The sequence below is a fragment of the Providencia sp. wls1943 genome, from assembly GCF_009706275.1.
Classification (GTDB): Bacteria; Pseudomonadota; Gammaproteobacteria; order Enterobacterales; family Enterobacteriaceae; genus Providencia; species Providencia zhijiangensis.
In genome coordinates, this window is the sequence record NZ_WLTU01000022.1 from 46,159 (window position 1) to 69,349 (window position 23,191).

General features: G+C 40.3%; 14 protein-coding genes and 2 tRNA genes. 7 read left to right on the forward strand and 9 right to left on the reverse strand.

All coding sequences use genetic code 11. The features are described from left to right. Window positions 1–253: 253 nt before the first annotated feature. Window positions 254–796 (forward strand): YfaZ family outer membrane protein, encoded by a 543-nt coding sequence (locus GKR48_RS11255; RefSeq protein ID WP_154628148.1) that lies wholly within the window; start codon window positions 254–256, stop codon window positions 794–796. Between the two features lie 206 nt (window positions 797–1,002). Here GKR48_RS11255 and tyrP read toward each other — a convergent pair whose 3' ends face one another. After that, on the reverse strand, window positions 1,003–2,151 hold the full coding sequence (gene tyrP, locus GKR48_RS11260; protein ID WP_230088653.1) for a tyrosine transporter TyrP: 1,149 nt from the start codon (window positions 2,149–2,151) through the stop codon (window positions 1,003–1,005). A gap of 483 nt (window positions 2,152–2,634) precedes the next feature. Here tyrP and GKR48_RS11265 point away from each other — a divergent pair, with 483 nt between their 5' ends. Beyond that, window positions 2,635–3,975: an anaerobic C4-dicarboxylate transporter gene (locus GKR48_RS11265; RefSeq protein ID WP_154628150.1), complete on the forward strand. Its 1,341-nt coding sequence runs from the start codon at window positions 2,635–2,637 to the stop codon at window positions 3,973–3,975. A gap of 166 nt (window positions 3,976–4,141) precedes the next feature. On the opposite strand, the gene yfaE is transcribed toward GKR48_RS11265, so the two are convergent. The 4 genes from yfaE to ubiG all read right to left on the reverse strand — a co-directional run bounded on the left by yfaE (window position 4,142) and on the right by ubiG (window position 8,904). Continuing rightward, window positions 4,142–4,405 (reverse strand): class I ribonucleotide reductase maintenance protein YfaE, encoded by a 264-nt coding sequence (yfaE, locus tag GKR48_RS11270; RefSeq protein WP_154628151.1) that lies wholly within the window; start codon window positions 4,403–4,405, stop codon window positions 4,142–4,144. Between the two features lie 2 nt (window positions 4,406–4,407). Further along, window positions 4,408–5,544 carry a class Ia ribonucleoside-diphosphate reductase subunit beta gene (nrdB, locus tag GKR48_RS11275; protein ID WP_036952796.1) on the reverse strand — a complete coding sequence of 379 codons (1,137 nt, stop codon included), beginning with the start codon at window positions 5,542–5,544 and terminating at the stop codon, window positions 4,408–4,410. Between the two features lie 11 nt (window positions 5,545–5,555). Beyond that, window positions 5,556–7,847, reverse strand: a complete 2,292-nt coding sequence (nrdA, locus tag GKR48_RS11280) for a class 1a ribonucleoside-diphosphate reductase subunit alpha (protein WP_154602862.1) — start codon at window positions 7,845–7,847, stop codon at window positions 5,556–5,558. A 334-nt stretch (window positions 7,848–8,181) separates the two neighbouring features. Beyond that, the gene (gene ubiG, locus GKR48_RS11285; protein ID WP_154628152.1) at window positions 8,182–8,904 is read right to left on the reverse strand and encodes a bifunctional 2-polyprenyl-6-hydroxyphenol methylase/3-demethylubiquinol 3-O-methyltransferase UbiG; all 723 of its coding nucleotides are present in this window, start codon (window positions 8,902–8,904) and stop codon (window positions 8,182–8,184) included. 329 nt (window positions 8,905–9,233) lie between these two features. On the opposite strand from ubiG, the gene gyrA reads away from it, so the two are divergent. Next, window positions 9,234–11,837 carry a DNA topoisomerase (ATP-hydrolyzing) subunit A gene (gene gyrA / locus GKR48_RS11290; protein WP_154628153.1) on the forward strand — a complete coding sequence of 868 codons (2,604 nt, stop codon included), beginning with the start codon at window positions 9,234–9,236 and terminating at the stop codon, window positions 11,835–11,837. A 147-nt stretch (window positions 11,838–11,984) separates the two neighbouring features. Continuing rightward, a complete protein-coding gene (rcsC, locus tag GKR48_RS11295; protein WP_154628154.1) occupies window positions 11,985–14,837 on the forward strand; it encodes a two-component system sensor histidine kinase RcsC in 2,853 nt (950 codons plus the stop codon). A 240-nt stretch (window positions 14,838–15,077) separates the two neighbouring features. On the opposite strand, the gene rcsB is transcribed toward rcsC, so the two are convergent. Both rcsB and rcsD read right to left on the reverse strand, forming a co-directional pair. Then, window positions 15,078–15,728, reverse strand: a complete 651-nt coding sequence (gene rcsB / locus GKR48_RS11300; protein ID WP_154628155.1) for a response regulator transcription factor RcsB — start codon at window positions 15,726–15,728, stop codon at window positions 15,078–15,080. Between the two features lies 1 nt (window position 15,729). Continuing rightward, window positions 15,730–18,429 (reverse strand): phosphotransferase RcsD, encoded by a 2,700-nt coding sequence (gene rcsD, locus GKR48_RS11305; RefSeq protein ID WP_154628156.1) that lies wholly within the window; start codon window positions 18,427–18,429, stop codon window positions 15,730–15,732. A 215-nt stretch (window positions 18,430–18,644) separates the two neighbouring features. On the opposite strand from rcsD, the gene GKR48_RS11310 reads away from it, so the two are divergent. The 3 genes from GKR48_RS11310 to GKR48_RS11320 all read left to right on the forward strand — a co-directional run bounded on the left by GKR48_RS11310 (window position 18,645) and on the right by GKR48_RS11320 (window position 19,544). Further along, window positions 18,645–18,732 (forward strand) — tRNA-Ser (locus GKR48_RS11310). Window positions 18,733–18,737: 5 nt separating this feature from the next. Then, a tRNA-Thr gene (locus GKR48_RS11315) sits at window positions 18,738–18,813 on the forward strand. 443 nt (window positions 18,814–19,256) lie between these two features. Further along, a complete protein-coding gene (locus tag GKR48_RS11320) occupies window positions 19,257–19,544 on the forward strand; it encodes a putative quinol monooxygenase (RefSeq protein ID WP_154628157.1) in 288 nt (95 codons plus the stop codon). A gap of 407 nt (window positions 19,545–19,951) precedes the next feature. Here GKR48_RS11320 and GKR48_RS11325 read toward each other — a convergent pair whose 3' ends face one another. Continuing rightward, the gene (locus tag GKR48_RS11325) at window positions 19,952–21,460 is read right to left on the reverse strand and encodes a phosphoethanolamine transferase (protein WP_154628158.1); all 1,509 of its coding nucleotides are present in this window, start codon (window positions 21,458–21,460) and stop codon (window positions 19,952–19,954) included. Between the two features lie 342 nt (window positions 21,461–21,802). Next, the gene (gene gltP, locus GKR48_RS11330; RefSeq protein ID WP_154628159.1) at window positions 21,803–23,110 is read right to left on the reverse strand and encodes a glutamate/aspartate:proton symporter GltP; all 1,308 of its coding nucleotides are present in this window, start codon (window positions 23,108–23,110) and stop codon (window positions 21,803–21,805) included. Between the last annotated feature and the right edge of the window lie 81 nt (window positions 23,111–23,191).

Sequence of the window (23,191 nt, forward strand, 5' to 3'; positions counted from 1 at the left end):
CTATAATAAACTTGATGAACAGTATAATAAGTAAAGAATTAATTATCTAATCGCTCTGACCAATCATTGTAATCATAGTAAGAAGTTTAGTCAGGAAATGAAGAATTGAATTGAAGTAAACCACTGATGAATTTCACTTATTGTGCGTTAAACGGTGTTCTAACGTAAATTTAAGCAAAAAAAACTGAGTACGTGCACTAAATCACGTAACATCGTCAAGATACTTTAATTTTTAATAATAAAGGAAATGATAATGCGCAAAGTTCTTTTAGCTGTTGCAGCGACCTCTGCATTTTATATGGGTGCTGCTCAAGCAATTTCTGCTGATTTCAGTGCGGGTGAACATTTTACAGAATTAAGTGCTGGTTTAGGAACTCAAGGTTCTGGTTTAGCATTTAATGGCTCATGGGCGCGCAGTGACCACAATGGTCAGTTAGGTAGCCTAGGCGCAACGTTCGGCCTGCCATTAGGACCATTTAATGCCTATGTTGGCGGTAAAGCGCTGTATTTATCTCCAGAAGATGGCTCTGATGGTGCAGCGGCAGCATTAGGCGGCGGCTTAAGCTGGCAAGCACTGCCATCATTAAGTTTCTACGGTGAAGCGTATGGCGCACCAGAATCACTGACTTCAGGCAGCAAATCCTACATGGAAGCGAAAGCAGGTGCGCGTTACACCGTATTTAAACCACTTTCAGTGGATGCAGGTTACCGCCTGATTGAAATGAAAGGTGCACATGATGATCGTAATGAGAAGTTAGCAGATGGGTGGTATGTAGGTGCCGGCCTGTCCTTTTAATTTTTCTTCATACTTCACGTTGTAGCGTTGTTGGCTGCTCTTGCTAACCCTAGTCACATACTTGTGTATGCTCCTAGGGATTAGCGCGTTTGCCGCCTAGCTACAACATGAACTATTTTGAAAAATAGATTTAGACATTTTTAAAAGCTTAAAAAGCAAAACACCCCATATTGGGGTGTTTTTTTATGAGTGGAATTTTGTGGGGATTAACCAACATTCGGTAGGAAGCCGGCCACGATGGCAAATTGGATAGCGATGACCGCAATACCGCAGAGCAGAACTAAACCTAAAATTGGTGTGCCACCTTTGACGCGATAAACTCCTTTGGCCTCTAATTTACGAACTCGCATCGTTAACAGTGCTGGGATGATTAATGCGAGGACTGATAATGCGACAGCGGCGTAAGTTAATGCCTGTACAAAGCTACTAAAGAATAGGGCGGCAAGTAACGGTGGTACGAAGGTCAGCAGCGTGGTTTGCGCACGACCAATAAAATCATTGCTGCGCTTAAATAAGTCTGCAAGGTAATCAAACAAACCTAAAGCCACACCTAAGAACGAAGTCGCTAACGCTAAATCCATAAATAGGGCAACCGCCATATTCACGCGTGGAGTGGCAACGACATCACGGATAGCGGTTAATAGTCCATTTAAGCCTGAAGACTGGGCAAGGATCCCCATAAATGTATTTGATGGGATAGCGCCGAGAGTCGCAATCTGCCATAAAATGTAGGCAACCAGAGGAATTGCACTCCCTGTAATGAAAATGATACGCAGTTTGCGTACATCACCATTCATGTAATTGACTAAACTTGGTACGCTTCCATGGAACCCAAAAGAGGTAAAAATCACGGGAACCGCGGCGAGTATAAGGCCTTTTTCGAGTGGCATGGTGCTTAGGTTAACCGCCTCTGCATGAGGCATCATAACGGCAAGCATGATCACTAAGAAAATCGTCTTAGCGGTAAAAAGGATACGGTTAATAAAATCAACAGAGTGTGTTCCCACACAGACCACAGCACCACCAACAATAGTGAACATAATAATGGCTGTTTGAGTCGAAACGGTGATCCCCCACCAAGAGGATAGGCTATCAGAGATAAGCACCCCAGCTCCGCCAATATAGGCAGTTGTCAGAGCATACATCAGTAATAACATACTCAAACCCGTGACAATTTGACCAACGGGGCCGAGGTACTTTTTCGCAACACTACCGAGACCCATATTGGCAGGATTATGCTGATAAACTTCGACCAGTAGTAATGAGGTATAACTCATTAGCATCCATAAACCTATTAACAAACATACTATTCCAGTGAAGCCAACACCCGCTGCCGCTAGCGGCATTGCTAGCATTCCTGCACCAATTGTTGTTCCTGCCACGATCAAAATACTGCCAAGGGTACGATTCTTCACAAATTCCTCTGATTGAATTCGGGTTATTAATAATTTAAGCAGATTATGCGATTGCGATTACTCTGTCAAATCTGAATTACAGTGAGTGTAAATATATATTAACAGTCTAAATAAGATAAAAGATTATTTAATGTTTGCCCTAAAGGAAGTGTTGATAACGATGTGTGAAATGATGTTAAAGAATGATGGAAAGGGTAACCGTGGTGGGGTTTAAATGTTAAAAAATGGGGTTTATTAGATTGATTTTACTCATTATATTACTTAACTGAGCATTATGGCAGCAACTAAAGGGAAATTTTGTGATGAGGGCAAAATATTAGGAATGAAAATAAAACAATATTGTTTTTTAAATTAATATAAATCAAATTAATACGTTAAGACCATCTGGATAATAAGGGAAACCTATAAATAAAGGATGGACCTATGGACTTTATGATTCAACTTGCCATTATTCTTGTCTGCTTGTTCTACGGAGCAAGAAAAGGGGGGATGGCGCTCGGGCTGCTAGGTGGTGTTGGCCTAGTTATACTTGTCTTTGGCTTTGGTTTACCTCCAGGAAAACCGCCTGTAGACGTTATGCTTGTTATCATTGCTGTTGTTGCAGCATCAGCAACCTTACAAGCATCAGGCGGTTTGGACGTTATGCTACAAATCGCAGAACGTTTACTGCGTAAAAATCCAAAATACATTTCTATTGTTGCACCTTTCGTTACCTGTATTTTAACCATTTTGTGTGGTACTGGGCATGTGGTGTATACCATTTTGCCAATCATTTACGATGCAGCGATCAAGAATAATATTCGTCCTGAAAGACCCATGGCGGCGAGTAGTATCGGGGCGCAAATGGGGATTATTGCCAGCCCTGTTTCCGTGGCAGTTGTCTCTTTAGTCGCCATGTTAAATGGCGTATCCATCAACGGTAAGTCACTGGAATTTTTAGATTTATTGGCAATCACCATCCCATCAACCTTAATCGGTATCTTAGCGATAGGTATCTTTAGCTGGTTCCGCGGTAAAGATCTGGATAAAGACCCGGTATTCCAAGAATTTATCTCTGTGCCTGAAAACAATGACTATGTTTATGGTGATAGCGTTACGCTGTTAGATAAAAAATTGCCAAAAATTAACTGGGTAGCAATGTGGATTTTCTTAGCATCTATCGTTGTGGTGGCATTACTGGGCGCATTTTCTGAGCTCAGACCATTAATTAACGGTAAGCCGTTATCGATGGTATTAGTGATCCAGATGTTCATGTTATTAGCGGGTGCGCTGATCATTATCATTTGTAAAACCAATCCAGGACAGATTTCTAAAAACGAAGTATTCCGTTCAGGGATGATTGCTATCGTGGCGGTATATGGTATCGCGTGGATGGCTGAAACCATGTTCGGCGCCCATATGGATGAAATCAAAGGCACTTTAGGTTCATTAGTCAAAGATTTCCCTTGGGCGTATGCAGTGATTTTGCTGTTGGTATCGAAGTTTGTTAACTCGCAAGCTGCGGCATTAGCAGCGGTGGTGCCAATTGCTCTGGGTATCGGTGTTGATCCTGCGTACATTATCGCATCTGCACCAGCGTGTTATGGTTATTATATCCTGCCAACGTATCCAAGCGACCTTGCGGCAATTCAATTTGACCGTTCTGGTACCACGCGCATTGGTAAGTTTGTTATCAACCATAGCTTTATTCTGCCGGGCTTAATCGGGGTGGGTGTATCCTGTGTGTTTGGTTGGATTTTTGCTGCAATGTACGGCTATTTATAAAGATACCCGTCATACTTTAAATTGCAGGGGGCTAGCTGCCTACCTGCAACCTGCATTATTTTAGGTATTATTTTATAAGTAAAAAGTTTATAAGCAAAAAGCGATTGCTCGAGTCATCAAAGCAATCGCTTTTTATTGTTAGATAGACCCCGTATTACTTGGGCCGCTACTCGATTTCAATATCGGAAAGCGGATGGCAGCAACAGGGTAATATTTCACCCTCTTGAACAAAGGCCAAAGGCTTCTGTTTATATCCAACCTTTCCCTTTAATAATGTTACGCGGCATGAGCCACAGTAGCCTTCTCGGCATTGGTATTCGACAGGCACTCGGCTATCTTCAAGGGCGTCCAATAAACTGGTGTGAACATCCGTGTGGTAGGGGACTTGCACACCCTGCGTAAGACGCAGGGTGATTTTATGACTTGCCATAATTACAGTTCGAAATCACTCAAATCATCGGTGTTAACTTCAGCGTCAATCTGACCGACTAAATAAGAGCTGACTTCCACTTCTTGTGGCGCCACTTGAACGTTGTCAGACACTAACCATGCGTTGATCCATGGAATAGGGTTAGAACGCGCTTCAAATGGTAATTTCAGACCAACTGCTTGCATACGAATGTTGGTGATATATTCGACATACTGGCACAGAATATCTTTGTTCAGACCAATCATAGAGCCTTCGCTGAACAGATATTCAGCCCACTCTTTTTCTTGTTCTGCCGCATCGACAAACAGGCGATAGCATTCATCTTCACATTCAGCGGCAATCTCTGCCATCTCAGGGTCGTCTTGACCAGAGCGTAACAGATTCAGCATATGCTGAGTCCCTGTTAAGTGTAGCGCTTCATCGCGAGCAATTAGCTTGATGATTTTTGCATTACCTTCCATCAATTCGCGCTCTGCAAAGGCGAAAGAACACGCGAAGCTGACATAGAAACGAATTGCTTCAAGGGCGTTAACGCTCATTAAGCATAAATAAAGTTGCTTTTTCAGTGCACGCAGTGAAACGGTGACTTGTTTACCACCCAGCGTATGCGTCCCTTCACCAAACATATGATAATAGTTGGTCATTTCGATCAGCGTGTCGTAGTACTCAGAAATATCTTTTGCACGCTTCAGAATTTCTTCATTCTCAACGATATCGTCAAAGATAATCGCCGGGTCATTCACGATATTACGAATAATATGCGTGTATGAACGTGAGTGAATAGTTTCCGAGAATGACCAAGTTTCAACCCAAGTCTCTAATTCTGGGATTGAAATCAGTGGTAAAAATGCCACGTTAGGGCTGCGACCCTGAATAGAGTCGAGCAGCGTTTGGTATTTCAGGTTACTGATAAAAATGTGTTTCTCATGATCAGGCAGCGCATTGTAATCAATACGGTCGCGCGCCACGTCAACTTCTTCTGGGCGCCAGAAGAATGAGAGTTGCTTTTCAATCAGTTTTTCAAAAATAGGGTATTTTTGCTGATCAAAACGGGCAACGTTCACAGGCTGGCCGAAAAACATCGGCTCCAGCAGCTGGTTATTCTTTTTTTGAGAAAAAATCGTGTATGAATGTGACATAACCATCCCTATTAAATTTTACAAGCTCCGCCTTCACAATCAGAATCTGCGGTTTCAACAACCTCTTCCAGATCCCCCTGAACATCTTCAGCACCATCACGGGTGTTGTGGTAGTAAAGTGTTTTCACACCAAACTTATAGGCTAACAATAAATCTTTTAACAGTTGATTCATTGGCACTTTGCCATTCGGGAAACGGGTTGGGTCATAGTTTGTGTTCGAAGAAATCGACTGGTCGATAAACTTCTGCATGATCCCAACTAACTGCAAATAGCCGCTATTGGAAGGCATTTGCCATAATAGCTCGTAAGCACCTTTCAGATTTTCGTAATCTGGTACCACTTGGCGCAGGATACCGTCTTTTGATGCTTTAATGCTGATATAACCGCGCGGTGGTTCGATACCATTAGTCGCGTTCGAAATCTGAGACGAGGTCTCTGATGGCATTAATGCAGACAGTGTTGAGTTGCGCAGGCCGTATTGTTTAATATCGTTACGCAGCGCTTCCCAATCATAATGCAGTGGTTCGTCAGTTAATTTATCGAGCTCACGTTTGTAAGTGTCGATAGGTAACACGCCTTGTGCATAGGTGGTTTCATTGAACCACGGGCAAGCGCCTTGCTCTTTTGCCAATTCATTTGAGGCTTTCAATAAGTAATATTGGATCGCTTCGAACGTTTTGTGCGTCAGGTTGTTGGCGCTACCATCGGAGTAACGAACGCCATGCTTCGCTAAGTAGTAAGCGTAGTTAATCACACCAATACCCAGAGTACGACGACCCATGGAGCCTTTCTTCGCAGCAGGGATTGGGTAATCTTGGTAGTCTAACAGTGCGTCTAATGCACGAACCGCTAAGATAGCTAACTCTTCTAACTCGTCGAGGCTTTCAATTGCGCCTAAGTTAAATGCAGACAGCGTACACAGGGCAATTTCACCATTTTCGTCATTAACGTTATTTAATGGTTTAGTTGGCAGTGCAATTTCCAGACACAGGTTAGATTGACGAACAGGGGCAACCTGCGGATCAAACGGGCTGTGGGTGTTGCAGTGGTCAACGTTTTGAATATAGATACGGCCTGTGGATGCACGTTCTTGCATCATTAATGAGAATAATTCTACCGCTTTCACACTGGATTTACGGATTTTCTCATCTTGCTCATATTGCACATATAAACGTTCAAATTCGTCTTGATCGGCGAAGAACGCGTCATATAAACCCGGAACATCCGATGGGCTGAACAGGGTGATATCTTGGTTTTTGATCAGGCGCTCATACATTAATTTGTTGAGCTGCACACCGTAGTCCATATGGCGAACACGGTTACCTTCAACACCACGGTTGTTTTTCAGGACTAATAAACTTTCTACTTCTAAGTGCCAGATAGGGTAGAACAGGGTTGCTGCACCACCGCGTACGCCACCTTGAGAGCAAGATTTTACCGCAGTTTGGAAATGCTTATAGAATGGGATACAGCCAGTGTGGAAGGCTTCACCACCACGGATTGGGCTACCCAGTGCACGGATGCGACCCGCGTTGATACCGATACCGGCACGCTGAGACACATATTTCACGATAGCACTTGAGGTTGCGTTGATAGAATCAAGGCTGTCACCACACTCAATCAGAACACAAGAGCTGAATTGACGTGTCGGTGTACGTACCCCCGCCATAATTGGCGTAGGTAAAGAAATTTTAAATGTTGATACCGCATCATAGAAACGACGGATGTAATCTAAACGGGTTGCTTGTGGGTAATGAGAAAACAAGCATGCCGCAACCAGAATATATAAAAACTGGGCGCTTTCGTAGATTTCACCGGTGACACGGTTTTGAACTAAATATTTCCCTTCTAGCTGTTTAACAGCGGCGTAGGAAAAGTTCATATCACGCCAGTGGTCAATAAAACCATCCATTTGCTCGAAATCTGCTTCAGAGTAGTCTTCCAGCAAATGCTTATCATATTTACCCATCTCAACCAGATGTTTTACGTGGGCATATAATTTTGGTGGCTCAAACTGGCCATAGGCTTTTTTGCGCAGGTTAAAAATCGCTAAGCGTGCAGCAAGGTATTGGTAATCTGGTGTTTCACCGGTGATTAAGTCAGCAGCGGCTTTAATCATCGTTTCGTGAATATCAGAAGTTCTGATCCCATCATAAAACTGAATCTGAGAACGTAACTCCACCTGTGAAACTGATACGTTACTAAGACCTTCCGCCGCCCATGTAATAACTTTATGGATTTTGTCGAGGTCAATGCGTTCTTTATGTCCATCACGTTTTGTGACTAACAGACTCTGGTTCATGAGCAAGTACACCTTGGTTGAGTTACAAATAGAGGGTCCCAAACGTAAAAAAGCTCATGATGGATGGTCATGAGACTTGTATATTAAATTTGTGATGACCACTATATGTAGTAGTTTGTTAAGAATCTAATAACAAGATAATGTTAATGTGTGATTTTATCAAGTGTACAAATTTGATGGTTCTTGTGGATAACAACTGGATAATAAAAATTGATCATGTCGGTAAGCTGCATGAGAAGTGGAGTTGCTAAAAATTGACTTACCGACATTTGACTAAAAATTATTTTGTAAAGTTGAGACCGTTTGCTGTTTTCTTAAACGTACCGCTTGCTATTTATTCGCTGATCGTATGCAGCATATAGTTCACATCAACGTTAGGCCCTAACCAAAATTTATCGGTGATTGGATTATAATGCAGCCCCATCATATGTTGTTCTTTTAATTGCGTTTTATCGACCCAGCTAATTAATTCGGATGGACGGATAAACTTATTGGCATCGTGGGTGCCTTTCGGAACCATTTTCATCACATATTCCGCTGCCACGACAGCCATTAGCCATGCTTTTCTGTTGCGGTTAATGGTGGAAAAAATAACATGTCCGCCAGGCTTAACTAACTTCGCGCAGGCTCTTACCACAGATTCTGGATCTGGGACGTGTTCAAGCATTTCCATGCAGGTCACGATATCGTAGCTCTGAGGGTGTTTATCCGCATGTTGCTCGACGGTTTCTTGGACGTATTCTACAGGAATACCGGATTCCAGAGAGTGTAGACGAGCGACCATTAACGGGTCTGCGCCCATATCTAAACCCGTGACATCCGCACCTTCGCGCGCCATGCTTTCAGATAAAATACCGCCACCGCAGCCAACATCGAGGATTTTTTTACCAAAAATGCCGTCTACACGTTGCATGATGTAGCCTAAACGCAGCGGATTAATACGGTGCAATGGGGCAAACTCGCCTTCAAGATCCCACCAACGTGACGCTATCGATTCAAACTTTTCAATTTCTTGTTTGTCGACGTTTAGGTACGCTTGGTCTTGGGTATCATTCATCTGAGGAACTCCTATATCTATTTCTATCCTCGCATTACTTATTTTTACCTATTGGACTATATTTATTTTGCAAAATGCAAAAATAGGTTGGAATTCGTAATGGGACGATAGTCGCCCGTGAGTTAATTTATTGGGATTATGGACCAAATATGAAAATCCTTGAGAGACTATTGCTTGAAAATCTACAAGATTCGGACACATAAGCGCATTTTTCCGCTATTATACATAGCTTGAAAGACAAATACTCACTTCTCTTATCTCTTAATTAAATAAGGGAGTTGTGGTATAGTTTACTCTTTGAATCTGAAGTTATGAGGGACAGTGGTTCCATGAGCGAGATTGCCAGAGAAATCACCCCAGTCAATATCGAAGAAGAACTGAAAAGTTCCTATTTGGATTATGCAATGTCCGTTATCGTCGGTCGTGCACTTCCAGATGTTCGAGATGGGCTGAAGCCAGTACACCGCCGAGTGTTATTTGCGATGAATGTACTGGGAAATGATTGGAATAAACCCTATAAAAAGTCTGCCCGTATCGTCGGGGACGTCATCGGTAAATACCATCCACATGGAGACAGCGCCGTTTATGAGACCATCGTCCGTCTCGCGCAGCCTTTCTCTATGCGCTACATGCTGGTAGATGGTCAGGGGAACTTTGGTTCAGTTGACGGAGACTCCGCCGCTGCAATGCGTTATACGGAAATCCGTATGGCGAAAATTGCCCATGAAATGCTGGCTGATTTAGAAAAAGAAACCGTAGACTTTGTTCCTAACTATGATGGTACAGAGCAAATCCCAGAAGTCATGCCAACGAAGATACCTAACCTTTTGGTCAATGGTTCTTCGGGGATTGCCGTCGGGATGGCAACGAATATTCCTCCGCACAACTTAGGGGAGGTGATTAATGGTTGCTTAGCTTATATAGAAGACGAAGATATTAGTATCGAAGGCTTGATGGAACACATCCCAGGCCCAGATTTCCCGACCGCCGCTATCATCAATGGTCGTCGTGGTATTATCGATGCGTATCGTACCGGTCGCGGTAAAGTGTACATTCGTGCGCGTGCCGAGGTCGAAGTTGATGAAAAAAATGGCCGTGAAACCATTATCGTCAACGAAATTCCGTATCAAGTGAACAAAGCGCGCTTGATTGAAAAAATTGCGGAATTAGTTAAAGAAAAACGCGTTGAAGGTATCAGTGCACTGCGTGATGAGTCTGACAAAGACGGTATGCGCATTGTTATTGAAATTAAACGCGATGCTGTTGGCGAAGTGGTGCTCAATAACCTGTATTCACTGACTCAACTGCAAGTTTCTTTCGGTATCAACATGGTGGCTCTGCATCAGGGTCAACCAAAAATCTTGAACCTGAAAGATATTATTGCCGCGTTTGTTCGCCATCGTCGTGAAGTTGTTACACGTCGTACTATTTTCGAACTGCGTAAAGCCCGTGACCGTGCGCACATCCTTGAAGCGTTGGCGGTGGCACTGGCGAATATCGACCCAATTATCGAATTGATCCGTAAAGCACCAACACCAGCAGAAGCAAAAGCTGGGCTGATTGCCCGTTCTTGGGATCTGGGTAACGTTGCTGCAATGCTGGAACGTGCGGGTGATGATGCTGCGCGTCCTGAGTGGTTAGAGCCACAATATGGTGTTCATGAAGGTCAATATTTCCTGACTGAACAGCAAGCACAAGCGATTTTGGATCTGCGTTTACAGAAATTAACCGGTCTTGAGCATGAAAAACTGCTGGAAGAGTATCGTGAACTTCTGAAACAAATCGAAGAATTACTGTTTATTCTGCGTAGCCCTGAGCGTTTAATGGAAGTTATTCGTGAAGAGTTAGAAGCGATTCGTGATGCTTATAACGACCCGCGTCGTACTGAGATCACTGAAAATACCGCAGATATCAATATTGAAGATTTGATCAACCAAGAAGATGTGGTGGTAACGCTATCTCACCAAGGTTATGTGAAGTATCAGCCATTGTCTGACTACGAAGCACAGCGCCGTGGTGGTAAAGGTAAATCTGCAGCGCGTATTAAAGAGGAAGACTTTATTGAGCGTCTGTTGGTGGCGAATACCCACGATACTATCTTGTGTTTCTCAAGTCGGGGTCGCTTATATTGGATGAAAGTCTATCAATTGCCTGAAGCTAGCCGTGGTGCTCGTGGACGTCCAATTGTGAACTTACTGCCACTTGAGCAAGATGAACGTATCACCGCGATTTTACCAGTGCGTGAATACGAAGAGGGCTATTATGTCTTTATGGCTACCGCGAGTGGTACCGTGAAGAAAACCCCTCTACAAGATTTCAGCCGCCCAAGAAGTGCTGGTATTATTGCCGTAAACTTGAACGAAGGCGATGAGCTGATTGGTGTTGATTTAACCAACGGTAGCAATGAAGTCATGCTGTTCTCTGCGCAAGGTAAAGTTGTACGCTTTGCAGAAGATGCGGTTCGTGCGATGGGACGTACAGCGACAGGTGTTCGCGGTATTAAATTAATGGACGACGATAAGGTTGTTTCTTTAATTATTCCTCGTGGTGAAGGCCATATTCTGACCGTGACTGAAAACGGCTTTGGCAAACGTACTGAAGAAGCAGAATACCCAACAAAATCTCGTGCAACTCAAGGGGTTATCTCTATTAAGGTGAGCGAGCGTAATGGTCAAGTTGTTGGTGCTATCCAAGTTGAGGATACCGACCAAATTATGATGATTACGGATGCAGGGACTCTGGTTCGTACCCGCGTTTCTGAAGTTAGCGTCGTTGGACGTAATACTCAAGGTGTGACGTTGATTCGTACTGCTGAAGATGAAAAAGTTGTTGGTTTACAGCGTGTTGCTGAAACTGAAGATGATGAAAATACCGATGAAGAGGGTATTGATGTCGACAGCGAAGCACAAACGGATGCAGATACCGAAGAGTAAGTTTCATCCATAAATGAAACGGGCGGATTATCCGCCCGTTTTTGTATCTTTACACGAGCAATAGACATGGAAGTTATTGGTTGTCGCTTTTCATTGAGTTAATCGAGTATACTCAGTAATAGTGATAATGTACTTGTAGGTAACGGATTGAGATATTTACCCTCGTTTAAAACATCCCTCAGATTATCTAGAGATCTTTTTCGTGTCCTAGGCGTTATGCTATGGGGAATGGGGCTTTTCATCACTCTGTTTTTCCTTTATACCCAGTTTAATGAGCATAAATCTGATCTGCGCCAGCAATTCCATTCTGGTTATGAAAACCTGCAAGTTTACATTCAGCAGTCGAATGCTACTCTTCGCCTGATCCATTCCATGACAGAACAGCAACGGCTCAAAGACGAAGAACATCAACAAAAAGTGGGTATTCAACAAGAAGATATCACTTTACCCACATCCACGTCGTACTCGCTATACCCACTCATGCCATCGGCAGATTGTGATGTATTTAAGCAGCGAACTCAGAACTACCTTTCTGCTTTTGAACAACTTAATGTTTTCTGGAAAGATAGCATTGCGGTACCCCAAGGCTTAAATCACGTATTTGTCTTTGGAACAGGCAGTTATTGCATGATGGATTATTCAATTCGCGCTGCTGTTTCTGATATTGATACGTTAAAAAAAGTGGTCTATGACAATACGCGGATCTATAAGCAGCTAAGGCAGCAGGGGCAAGAGCGTAATTTATATACTATTATTCACAGCTCTCAACCATCAAATGGTCAACTCTATTTGATGATCCCTATTTATAGGAAAAGCGTAATTGTTGGTTTTATTGGGATTGAGCGTGCGATCAACTTAAATCAGTTTAATTTACGCAATAATCCGGCCGTTGAAATCACATTAATTAACTCATCAAATCAACCGGTTCTCTATACTTCGTCAGATGCGAATATTAAAAATTCACCATTACTGACATCTGGAGAGATAAATTATTTCGGTTTTAACTCTGATTATACTCAGCTGTTTTTTAAGAAGCGCTTAGCGTCTTCGCAGCTAACGGTTATTTATTCAATCCAAACATCATATTTAATCGATAACTTAAAAACATCAATAATTTACGCAATATTAATTAATGTCCTATCTGGTACGTTAATCTTCTTTTTAATTTGGTTATTAGAAAGACGAATGCTAGAACCAGCAGCCAATACGGCTATTCGCCTTGAAGAGCATGAACAGTTTAACCATAAAATTGTGGCGTCAGCCCCTGTTGGGATCATTATTCTAAGGCTAAGTGATGGCGGCAATATTCTGAGTAATGAGCTCGCACATAACTATTTTCGCTTGCTGAGTGAAGATGATAAACAGCGCATCTTGATGATTATTCGCCAAAAATCTAGCAATTACATTGATGTTGTTGCTACAAATGGCACCCATCTACAGATTAGTTTTGTGAATTCACGTTACCAAAATGAAGATGTAGCTATCTGCGTATTGATCGATATTAGTATCCGCGTGCAGATGGAAAAATCATTACAGGATGTCGCAGATGCTGCGGATCAGGCGAACCAAGCGAAATCGATGTTCTTAGCCACGGTAAGCCATGAATTGAGAACGCCATTGTATGGGATTATCGGTAATATTGAATTATTACAACGATATGATTTATCAGATAAAGCGCTTCGATTAGTCTCTACGATGGATAACTCGTCATCGCTGCTGTTGCAGATTATCAGTGATATTTTGGATTTCTCTAAAATTGAATCCAAGCAATTGAAAATCGAAAATAAGCTATTCAATTGCCGTAATGTATTTGCTTATGTCCTTGCTAATTACGTGCCTTTGGCGACTAAAAAACAAGTGTCGCTTTACTCTTATATTGAGCCTAACATTCCAGACCTGATGCTTAGCGACCCAGTGCGTCTACAACAGGTTATTTCCAACATTGTGAATAACAGCATAAAGTTCACGGACTCGGGCTTTGTGATGTTGCATATTTGGAAAGATGAAAATTATTTAAAAATTGAGGTCAAAGATTCGGGGATTGGAATGACCCCAGCAGTGGTTATGCAATTATTTGATCCCTTCTTCCAAGTTTACGATCAAAATAATGGGCACAAAGGAACAGGGTTAGGGCTCGCTATTTGCGAGAAACTCATCAACTTGATGGATGGTGACATTGGAGTGGATTCTCAAGCGGGGCTGGGAAGTACGTTTACGATCCGCATTCCACTATACGGCCAGCAATATTTAGAACCCGCTATTCCGGAGTACCGAAAAAATTACCGTATAGCCGTAACGGGACAAAATGCATTCTTAATTGATTTTCTTGTAAGATTGCTCGAACACCATGATTTTAATGTGGTGACGGGCTCATCCATTGATATCAATGAGACGTATGACTTGTTGATCACGGATAGCCAAGAAAGTGTTGTCTTACAGAATAGAAACTTACTCAAACTCAGTAGTTTATATTCAGGTGAATTATTTGAAACTCAACCAAATACTTGGCTTTATAACACTTATCAGCTCGATAAGTTGCCAATGTTGATTGATAAAATCATTGTTAAGCTGGCTCAAGGCAGTAAAGAGAGTTTAGAAAACCACGATCTCGAAGGTGCCGATGCAGATTTGAATACGTTTAAAGTCTTGATTGTTGATGACCATCCTATTAACCGGATGCTATTGACAGAACAGCTGGCAAGCATTGGCTTTATGACCAATACAGCAGTCGATGGATTAGATGCGCTGAAATTCCTTGAGCATAATCATGCAGATATCGTCCTCTCTGATGTGAATATGCCCAATATGGACGGTTATCAATTAGCGCGCACGTTGCGAGAACAAGGCTTTAAGCAGCCGATTGTGGCGTTAACGGCAAATGCCATGGCGGAAGAGAAGCAGCGTTGTCTTGATGCTGGCATGAATGATTGTCTCTCGAAGCCTACATCGATTAGCGTGCTACGGGAATCGCTGGTGAAGTATGTTAAACCCAGTGAATGACTCACTGGTTAGATAGCTAATCTATTGAATAGAAAAAATAAAAGCCCTATAACGGGCTTGAGGTTGATGACAAAGCAGGATAAAAGCGTCGTTTTTCCTGCTTTGTGTTATCAGTCGAAAATCAATAAATTGATTTTCCTTGTTAATTTTACAACCCAAAAGAGCCATTTCCAAACCTGATGGGTTTGTCAATGGTCTGAAGCCCTATAACGGGCTTCTATTTTAGCGCAAAAAAAACGGTTATTCAGAAGGCGTGTTGTCGATACTGACAGATGAAAGGTAATTCAGCAGTGCAATATCATTTTCAACACCCAGTTTTAACATCGCCGATTTTTTCTGGCTACTAATGGTTTTGATGCTGCGATTCAGTTTTTTAGCAATTTCAGTGACTAAGAAGCCTTCAGCAAATAAGCGTAGAACTTCACTTTCTTTTGGTGATAAACGTTTATCGCCATAGCCACTCGCATTCACTTTTTCAAGCAATTTACTGACGCTTTCAGGGGTAAATTTCTTCCCTTTTTGTAAGGCTGCTAGTGCTTTTGGTAAGTCAGCAGGCGCACCTTGTTTTAGTACGATACCTTCAATATCAAGCTCAAGAATAGCGCTTAAGATCGCCGGATTATTGTTCATGGTAAGGACAATAATCGATAAGTCAGGGTAGTGACGCTTAATGTATTTAATTAATGTAATACCATCGCCGTATTTATCGCCAGGCATAGACAAATCAGTAACCAGAACGTCTGCATTCAGGCGCGCTAAGTTATTAATTAAAGAAGTAGAATCTTCAAATTCACCGACGATGTTTACCCATTCAATCTGTTCAAGCGACTTTCTGATACCGAAAAGAACAATAGGATGATCATCGGCAACAATGACATTTAGGTTATTCATATTATTGGTTACCTTCTGGCATTAGTCTTTTCACTGAGACATCCAGTTCTCTAATGCAATTTTTTATTTCAAATCCGTTTTCATCTGCTATGTAATGTTCCAAATCTTCACAAAGTTTATGAAGATAATGGAATTCAAGCATAGCAAAAACTCCTTTTAAACGATGTGCAGTGTCTTTTAATTCGGTTAAATTCGCAACACTTTCACTATTATACAGTTTATTAATATCTATCGGTACTGTTGAGATAAACAAATCTTTATAATCGCTCTTCGACAGAATTAAATGATAGCCTGAAAGAATATTATCGACAGAATTATTCGAGTGAGAGTTATTTTCTCGTAGAATGAGTGATGAAGGTAGGTCGGATTCATCATTATCTTCTGTCTTATCTGCTTGTTCTATCAATAGTGAGATAGCATCGATAAGTTCATCCGCGAAATTGTAGTTAACTTCAATGTAATTTGGGTCAATACAAGTCATTGAAGATAAATTTCCCTTAATTTTAATTATGTTATTAAAGGAAACGTCATCATTGTCGGCGATTAAGAGATCCCAATTACTATGTGGCGAGCTTTCATCAATATCAAGAAACTCAGCACCATAATGCGATAAGGTCTGTTTAACAATCTGACGTGCATCAATATTCTGAATATTCAATCGAATATAAATATCTTCAAGCAGAGCAGGGTATTCATGGCTTTGCATCTGAGGTTGCGCTGGAAGCCTAATTTGATAGTGGCTTCCGATAGCATCACTTGACTTGATACTAAATGTTCCCTGCATTTTTTTCGTTAATAATTTGCAGAGATAAAAGGTCATTCCAGAACGCTTAAATTGATTTGAACTTTGTGTTTTCCCTGTGAATGGGCTTTGCAAGTTGTTCAATTCAATCTGAGTTAATCCAATTCCGCTGTCTTTTATATCAATAGAAATTTCATTTTTTTCTGCGATGTAGTCAATTGAAACAACAATTTTACCAAAGGCTGTAGTCTCTATTGAATATTCCCAAATTGATTGGAATAAAGTTTGGAAATAATCCGGGTTATTTTCAATTAATGAGTCCGGATTTATGTTGTTATAAAAATAGAACGAAAGTCCTTTACGATTTAAATGGGCTAAATTTTGTTTAAGAAATTGATTAATTATATGACCAATTGCAAATTTTTCTGTTTTAAACTCAATCTGTTGAGTTTCCAATTGGCTAATAAGCGCGATATTTCTAAACCAATTATTGATATAAAACAGTTGGTTTTGAATTTCAGATAATAATGGATTTTTAGGTTCGTCGAGTGAAATGCTCAATTGATTAAATTTGGCATCAATTTGGTTAATGGCAGGCAAAATTTCCTGACAAATATTCTCGAAAACCACTTTTCTAAGTTGGATATTTCTTTGGTGCTCACGCGTAGCCATTTCTTGGCGTTTTTGCGTCAGAACTTCTTTATCTTTATCTATGATGATAAACAAAATGGTGTTTTCTTTAATTAAGCTTTTCACCAAAATGATTTCATAGATATTGTTTTCTATTGAAACTTGAATGATATCATTATGATCGGTTGCCATCTCTTTGATATGTATCAGATCCATAGACGGTAATAAGTGGTTCGCGATACTGTTGCTCAATAGCTTTTTATTGCTATTAAAATCAAAGACTAGGATGCCATAAGAAATATGGCTAAGAATGTCATTATTAAGTGCATCTTTAAACTGAAGCTCATCCAGCATTGAAGCATTGGGTGAAATAATACGCTTGCGGATAAACATTGTGGTGATCAAGGCCAAAACACTGACCGCAATCATGCAGGTAATTAGCCAAAAATTGTAACTTAGTACCCCGAAAATAATACTTTTCAGTGAAAGGGTATAGTTAATCTGGTAATTCGTACCTTCAATGGGTTGAGATAGCATCAAGCTGGTACCAATGAGTTTGCTGGCCGCTTGGCTATTTTCTTGATTGTTTGGGCGCTGTGAGATCGAAATATCATCGGCCTGTAGCGTAAAAGGGAGGATTGAATTGATAGAAATATCAAAGGAGATCACACTACTTAAGCGCCCTGGCGAATTAAAGACTAAACGATAGGTATAGAAGTAGACATTATCCTGCGCATTTTTCTGCATATTGGAGATGACTTCACGGCGATCTAATAATGTCGATTGAGTGATCATATCCGAGCGTTTGTCTTCCGCGGTTAGCGTTAGATAGCTTTCTTTGTATCGTATCTCTGGTTTTAGGATGGAATGGGTGGTTACCAGCACTAAGGAGTTGTCTTGGCCATTCAGGTAGTACATGGAGTTAAATTCATTCCTCGCTCCCCATACAATCTCCATATAGTTCGCGAGCTTTGTCGCTAAGATTTTACTGCTTGGTTTATTGAGACCAAAGACGATGGAATCAATGGTCTGGTTATTACTACTCAGCCAATAAACATCGTGGCGCATTTCTGTCACAGAAATGTCGTTAACAGAGTCTGGTGTGGTTTTATCATTCGCAAGCTTATAGATGTGACCTGCTTGATAACGATAATCTTCAATTTGATAAGCGAGCCGATTAGCGAGGGTGTTGATAGCAGTTTGGTGCGCCAACATCCATGCGTGATAGTAATTATAGAGGGACAACGAAAGCATTGTGACGAGCAACACAATAAAGACAATAAAAATGCGAGAAAGAACATTCGGTTTTAATAATGATTGTTTGTACATACAGTCCCACGCCGTCACACTGGCAAATTAGATTAATCAGATTAAAAATCATACGCCTAGGTACGCTATAGACACTGATTTTGCACAGATATTAGCATTTTTTTAGGGCAATAGAGAACAATTGAGTGAAGATTAGTCAAACGAACAAAAAAATGCAATTATTTTACTATCAGGGGTAGACAAGCCCCCGTGATTCCTCCATAATCGCGCCCCATGGAGAGATGGCCGAGCGGCTGAAGGCAGCGGTCTTGAAAACCGCCGATGGGAAACCATCCTAGAGTTCGAATCTCTATCTCTCCGCCAAATTAGCCGGCTTAGCTCAGTTGGTAGAGCAACTGACTTGTAATCAGTAGGTCACCAGTTCGACTCCGGTAGCCGGCACCAAATAAGAACCCGCTACATCGAAAGATGTAGCGGGTTTTTTCTTTGTCAGTCATTTATCCATTTCCTTATTTCTTTCTTGTACTTTCACTACCCTATATGCTGAGTAAGTTTTCAGTAATTAACATATACCATGCAAAGGTATGCTCGGTGATTATTTATCAAACGCTTAATACCTTCTTTGTCATGGCGTAGATTAATGAGGTTCCAACATGAATACCCATCAAGATGACATCAATAAAGCCGCAGGGAAAATTATTGCTGGGGCAGAGCGAATCTAGCGCTTTGTTGAAAAATACCATGATTATCTTTCAGATGATGATAAGGCCAAATTAGCGCAGATAATTAGAAATGTGGATGTTAAGCTGACTCAATAAGAGCTTTGAGGCTCGCTTAGTTGAAAGGGATTGATTTGAATTTTAACAAGCTAAACAAAGAGGATTACCATGCTAAAAGTCATTGCTGAAGATTTTATCAAGCCGGAAGCGGTAGAAACTGTGTTGCCGCTCTATAAGGCACTTGTTGAAGCCACAAAGAAAGAACCGCTATGTCTTGCTTATGACCTTTATATTGATGAGAAGGATCCTGGGCATTTTGTTTTTATTGAAGAGTGGCCGAATCGTGCTGCATTAGATTCACATTGTGCGTCTGAACACTTTCAACGATTAGTACCAATGATTAATCACTATCAAAGAGCGGAGCCTAAATTTATCTTGATGGATGCGGCGTTTTAACACGGAATAGTACATTTAATACTTTATGTAAAACCCATCCAAATAACTTCTCAGAAGTTTCCCCCTAAATAGTCGGTTTATTACTTTACTAGAAAAGGGGGGATTTGATTTAAGCTCAACGTTATCGAATTATAGCCAATTCTGAAACAGAAAATATGACAGCGTAAACACAAAGATAATCATTAGGTGCTGTAAAACTTTTAAGAATAAAAGAAAGCGTCTGACCTGATTCATTGCTGCTGATCCAAATAAAGAATGACCTAAATTAAAGTGTATATTTAGCGTAGTAATGAAATAAAATCTTGCGAAAAAATATCACATAAGTAACTAATTAAATTTCAAATTACGTAAAAATAACTATTAAAAAGGCGATAAACTGAGTTAATTTATCGCCTTTGATTGGTATTTTATTTTTTTTCGTCATGATTGAGCCGTTCAAAGCTCATTGGATCTTTATCAAAATTAATGACGGTATTTTGATTTTCACATTCTTGATTAGAAATCATTAGACATGATTGAGAAATGCTCTTCTCTGATATTCCTGTCCACTGAGAGAATAATGTCATAAAACTCATTGCACTTCGACGAGTAGAAATAACCTCTCGTTGAGTCGAATCAGACGATGTAATAAAAAACGGGACTTCAAAATTTTGCCGTGTTTTATCACCATGGATCAGATCAGTTTGATTATCGATAAAAGACAGCCCATGGTCAGAGAAATAAAGCATAGACCATGATGTATTTTGTTTTATAAGTAGCTGTTGTATTTGAGATAACAAGACATCCGTATTCTTGATAGATTGAATATAGCAAGAGAGTTTGTCACTTATATGAAATTGCTCATAAGTATTATCAATCCGATCGCAAAATGGTGAATGACTACCAATTAAATGCACCACAATAAGTTTATGTTGACCCGGCTGCTCTAAGGATTCAATAAACTTAGGGATTACAGGGGCATCTTGAGACATAACATTATTATCGAGTAATGCACTACCACCTACAAAATAAGCATGTGTTGCACGCTTGGCGATTGATGCTACAGGACCATCATGTTTACCGTAAGTGCCTTGTCTCGAAATCCAAAAAGTTTTGAAACCCGCTTTGTTTGCGAGAGAAATAATATTATTTTGCATTTGAGGATATAAAGATAAGGTATTCGACAACGAAAGGTTGGTTGAACCTGATGCAGAAATATAATTATCGAATATATAGCCCTTTACTGTATCGGTGAAAGGGGAGTTTTCTATTGGAAAGCCATAACTGTGTATGAAGTCACGGCGAACACTTTCTCCAATAACAATAACATAAACATGATATTTAGGATTGGAGGTGACTGTTTCAAAGGTATCATCACCTTCAATAGATTTTTTTTCTTGCTGTAAATAGTTTAGGTAAAAAAGACTTTCAGTAAAGAAACGATACTCAGGTAATCCAGATGTTAAAAGCAACCGCCAGCTTCCTTCAGAAAGAGCTTTAATAGGGGATATCGCGGTGATTATCAAAAAAATAGCAGAGAAAACATATTTGCTTTTTTTATTCACTTCAAACTTCAATTTGAATATGAAATAACTGAAGCACAGGAGAAGAATTGAGAATAAATAATACTTGTAATTGATATTTTTAAGAAAGCCTTTAGCTTCCTCGCTATCCGTATAATAAAAAGATGAAAAGATATTATAATCGGGATAGCCGTAAAGTAACCCTACAGGTAGATAGCTGATACCCACCAACGCATAAATGGCAATAATGGTCTTATACACTTTAGGATAGTCATTAACGACAATTAATATTCCTGTGATAGCCAGGATGTAGAAAATCTTGAAGTGGTAACCCATTGCATAATGAATAGCGGTAAAGAACAAAAATAACGCAATAAATTTTAATAAGAAATTATTTTTCACTAGGTTGTGCATATTTTCATCAATTTCTGTTTTTGAGTAAGAGGTTATCGCTTAGCTGGTCGTCATTGAGTATATATCAATCGTAGATCTAATAGTGTACAAACATCAGCAGTAGAATGAAATAATAGCGCAATAAAAAATATTTAATAAATCGTTTTTTGATAAGGATAGATATTATTTCTATTAATCAACTGATTTTAGGTAATGTTAGCATAACCGATTGAATGCTAAAATGATTATCATAAGACTGGGTGAGGGGAGATCAACGATGAACACGTTGATTCAAAGCCATCTTTAATATTTTAAAGATGGCTTTAGTTAGAAATAAGAAGAGTCTGGATTTTTAGTCTTTAATTAAAAACTTTCCTCATACTCTCGGGCTTTTTTCTCATCATAATTGTGTTCCCATTTGGCGATAATCAAGGCAGCTAACGCGTTACCAACCACATTAAGTGCAGTCCTTGCCATATCGAGAATACGGTCAACACCAGCAATGAATGCCAAACCTTCCAATGGAATCCCCACAGAACCTAACGTTGCCAGCAAGACGACAAATGAAACTCCCGGAACCCCAGCAATCCCTTTTGACGTGATCATTAAGGTAAAGACTAAAATAAGCTCTTGCCCTAATGACAGCTCGATACCATATAACTGAGCAATAAAAATGGCGGCAATACTTTGATATAAAGTGGAGCCATCTAAGTTAAATGAATAACCAATTGGGATAACGAAACTGGTGACAGATTTTGGCGCACCATACTTTTCCATTTTATCCATAATACGTGGAAGTACAGTTTCAGAGCTGGCTGTGGAATAAGCAAGCAGCAACTCGTCTTTCAATATTCTCATCAGAGTAAAAATATTAATTTTGCAATAACGAGCTACAATTCCAAGTACCACAACGGCGAAGAAAATAATCGCACAGTGAACCAAAATAACTAACTTCAGCAGAGGAACCAGTGAGGTAAATCCAAAGTTTGCAACGGTGACGGAAATTAATGCAAACACCCCGATTGGTGCATACATCATAATCATGTTAGTCACGCGGAACATGGTTTCAGAAAAAGTTTGCAGAACATCTAATAGCGGCTGTTTTTTGGCTATGGGTAAAGAGGATAAACCTAAACCAAATAAAACCGCGAAGAAGATCACAGGAAGCATATCGCCACTCGCCATAGCAGCAAAAATATTGCTCGGTACCAAAGATAATAAAGTATTCACGATCCCTGAAGGATGGCTAGCAACCTCCTGTGTCGTTTTTTGGTACTGAGAAATATCCACTTGAGTGAGCTGAGACATATCAATGCCCACACCGGGTTGGAAGATATTGGCAAACGAAATACCCACAATGATGGCAATAGTAGTAATGATTTCAAAATAAAGAATAGTTTTGAAACCTAGCGTGCCTAATTGTTTTGTATTCCCGACACCAGCGATCCCCACAATCAAGGTCGAAATGACGATAGGTACAACAATCATTTTGATTAATTGAATAAAAATCTTACCTGCGGGAGAGAGAACATTCAGTATTAACCAATCTTTGTATTCCACGCTTTCGTGCAATAAAGCGCCAACGATAACACCTAAAATAAGCGCAACTAGAATCTGCCACCCTAAACCAAATTTAAACGGTTTTTTTGGAACGATGTTGTTTAGTGTCATAAATAATTCTCGTTTATATTAATAATATTTAACATTGTATTTTTATTATGCTCAGTTTTATAACCAATATTCGGAAAAACC

What these genes read in the sequence shown, in the direction of transcription:
- gltP (WP_154628159.1), bottom strand. Translation starts at nt 23,110, where the DNA reads ATGACACTAAACAACATCGTTCCAAAAAAACCGTTTAAATTTGGTTTA.
- tyrP (WP_230088653.1), bottom strand. Translation starts at nt 2,151, where the DNA reads ATGCTAGCAATGCCGCTAGCGGCAGCGGGTGTTGGCTTCACTGGAATA.
- nrdA (WP_154602862.1), bottom strand. Translation starts at nt 7,847, where the DNA reads ATGAACCAGAGTCTGTTAGTCACAAAACGTGATGGACATAAAGAACGC.
- yfaE (WP_154628151.1), bottom strand. Translation starts at nt 4,405, where the DNA reads ATGGCAAGTCATAAAATCACCCTGCGTCTTACGCAGGGTGTGCAAGTC.
- GKR48_RS11325 (WP_154628158.1), bottom strand. Translation starts at nt 21,460, where the DNA reads ATGCACAACCTAGTGAAAAATAATTTCTTATTAAAATTTATTGCGTTA.
- gyrA (WP_154628153.1), top strand. Translation starts at nt 9,234, where the DNA reads ATGAGCGAGATTGCCAGAGAAATCACCCCAGTCAATATCGAAGAAGAA.
- rcsB (WP_154628155.1), bottom strand. Translation starts at nt 15,728, where the DNA reads ATGAATAACCTAAATGTCATTGTTGCCGATGATCATCCTATTGTTCTT.
- rcsD (WP_154628156.1), bottom strand. Translation starts at nt 18,429, where the DNA reads ATGTACAAACAATCATTATTAAAACCGAATGTTCTTTCTCGCATTTTT.
- nrdB (WP_036952796.1), bottom strand. Translation starts at nt 5,544, where the DNA reads ATGTCACATTCATACACGATTTTTTCTCAAAAAAAGAATAACCAGCTG.
- ubiG (WP_154628152.1), bottom strand. Translation starts at nt 8,904, where the DNA reads ATGAATGATACCCAAGACCAAGCGTACCTAAACGTCGACAAACAAGAA.
- GKR48_RS11265 (WP_154628150.1), top strand. Translation starts at nt 2,635, where the DNA reads ATGGACTTTATGATTCAACTTGCCATTATTCTTGTCTGCTTGTTCTAC.
- GKR48_RS11255 (WP_154628148.1), top strand. Translation starts at nt 254, where the DNA reads ATGCGCAAAGTTCTTTTAGCTGTTGCAGCGACCTCTGCATTTTATATG.
- GKR48_RS11320 (WP_154628157.1), top strand. Translation starts at nt 19,257, where the DNA reads ATGCTAAAAGTCATTGCTGAAGATTTTATCAAGCCGGAAGCGGTAGAA.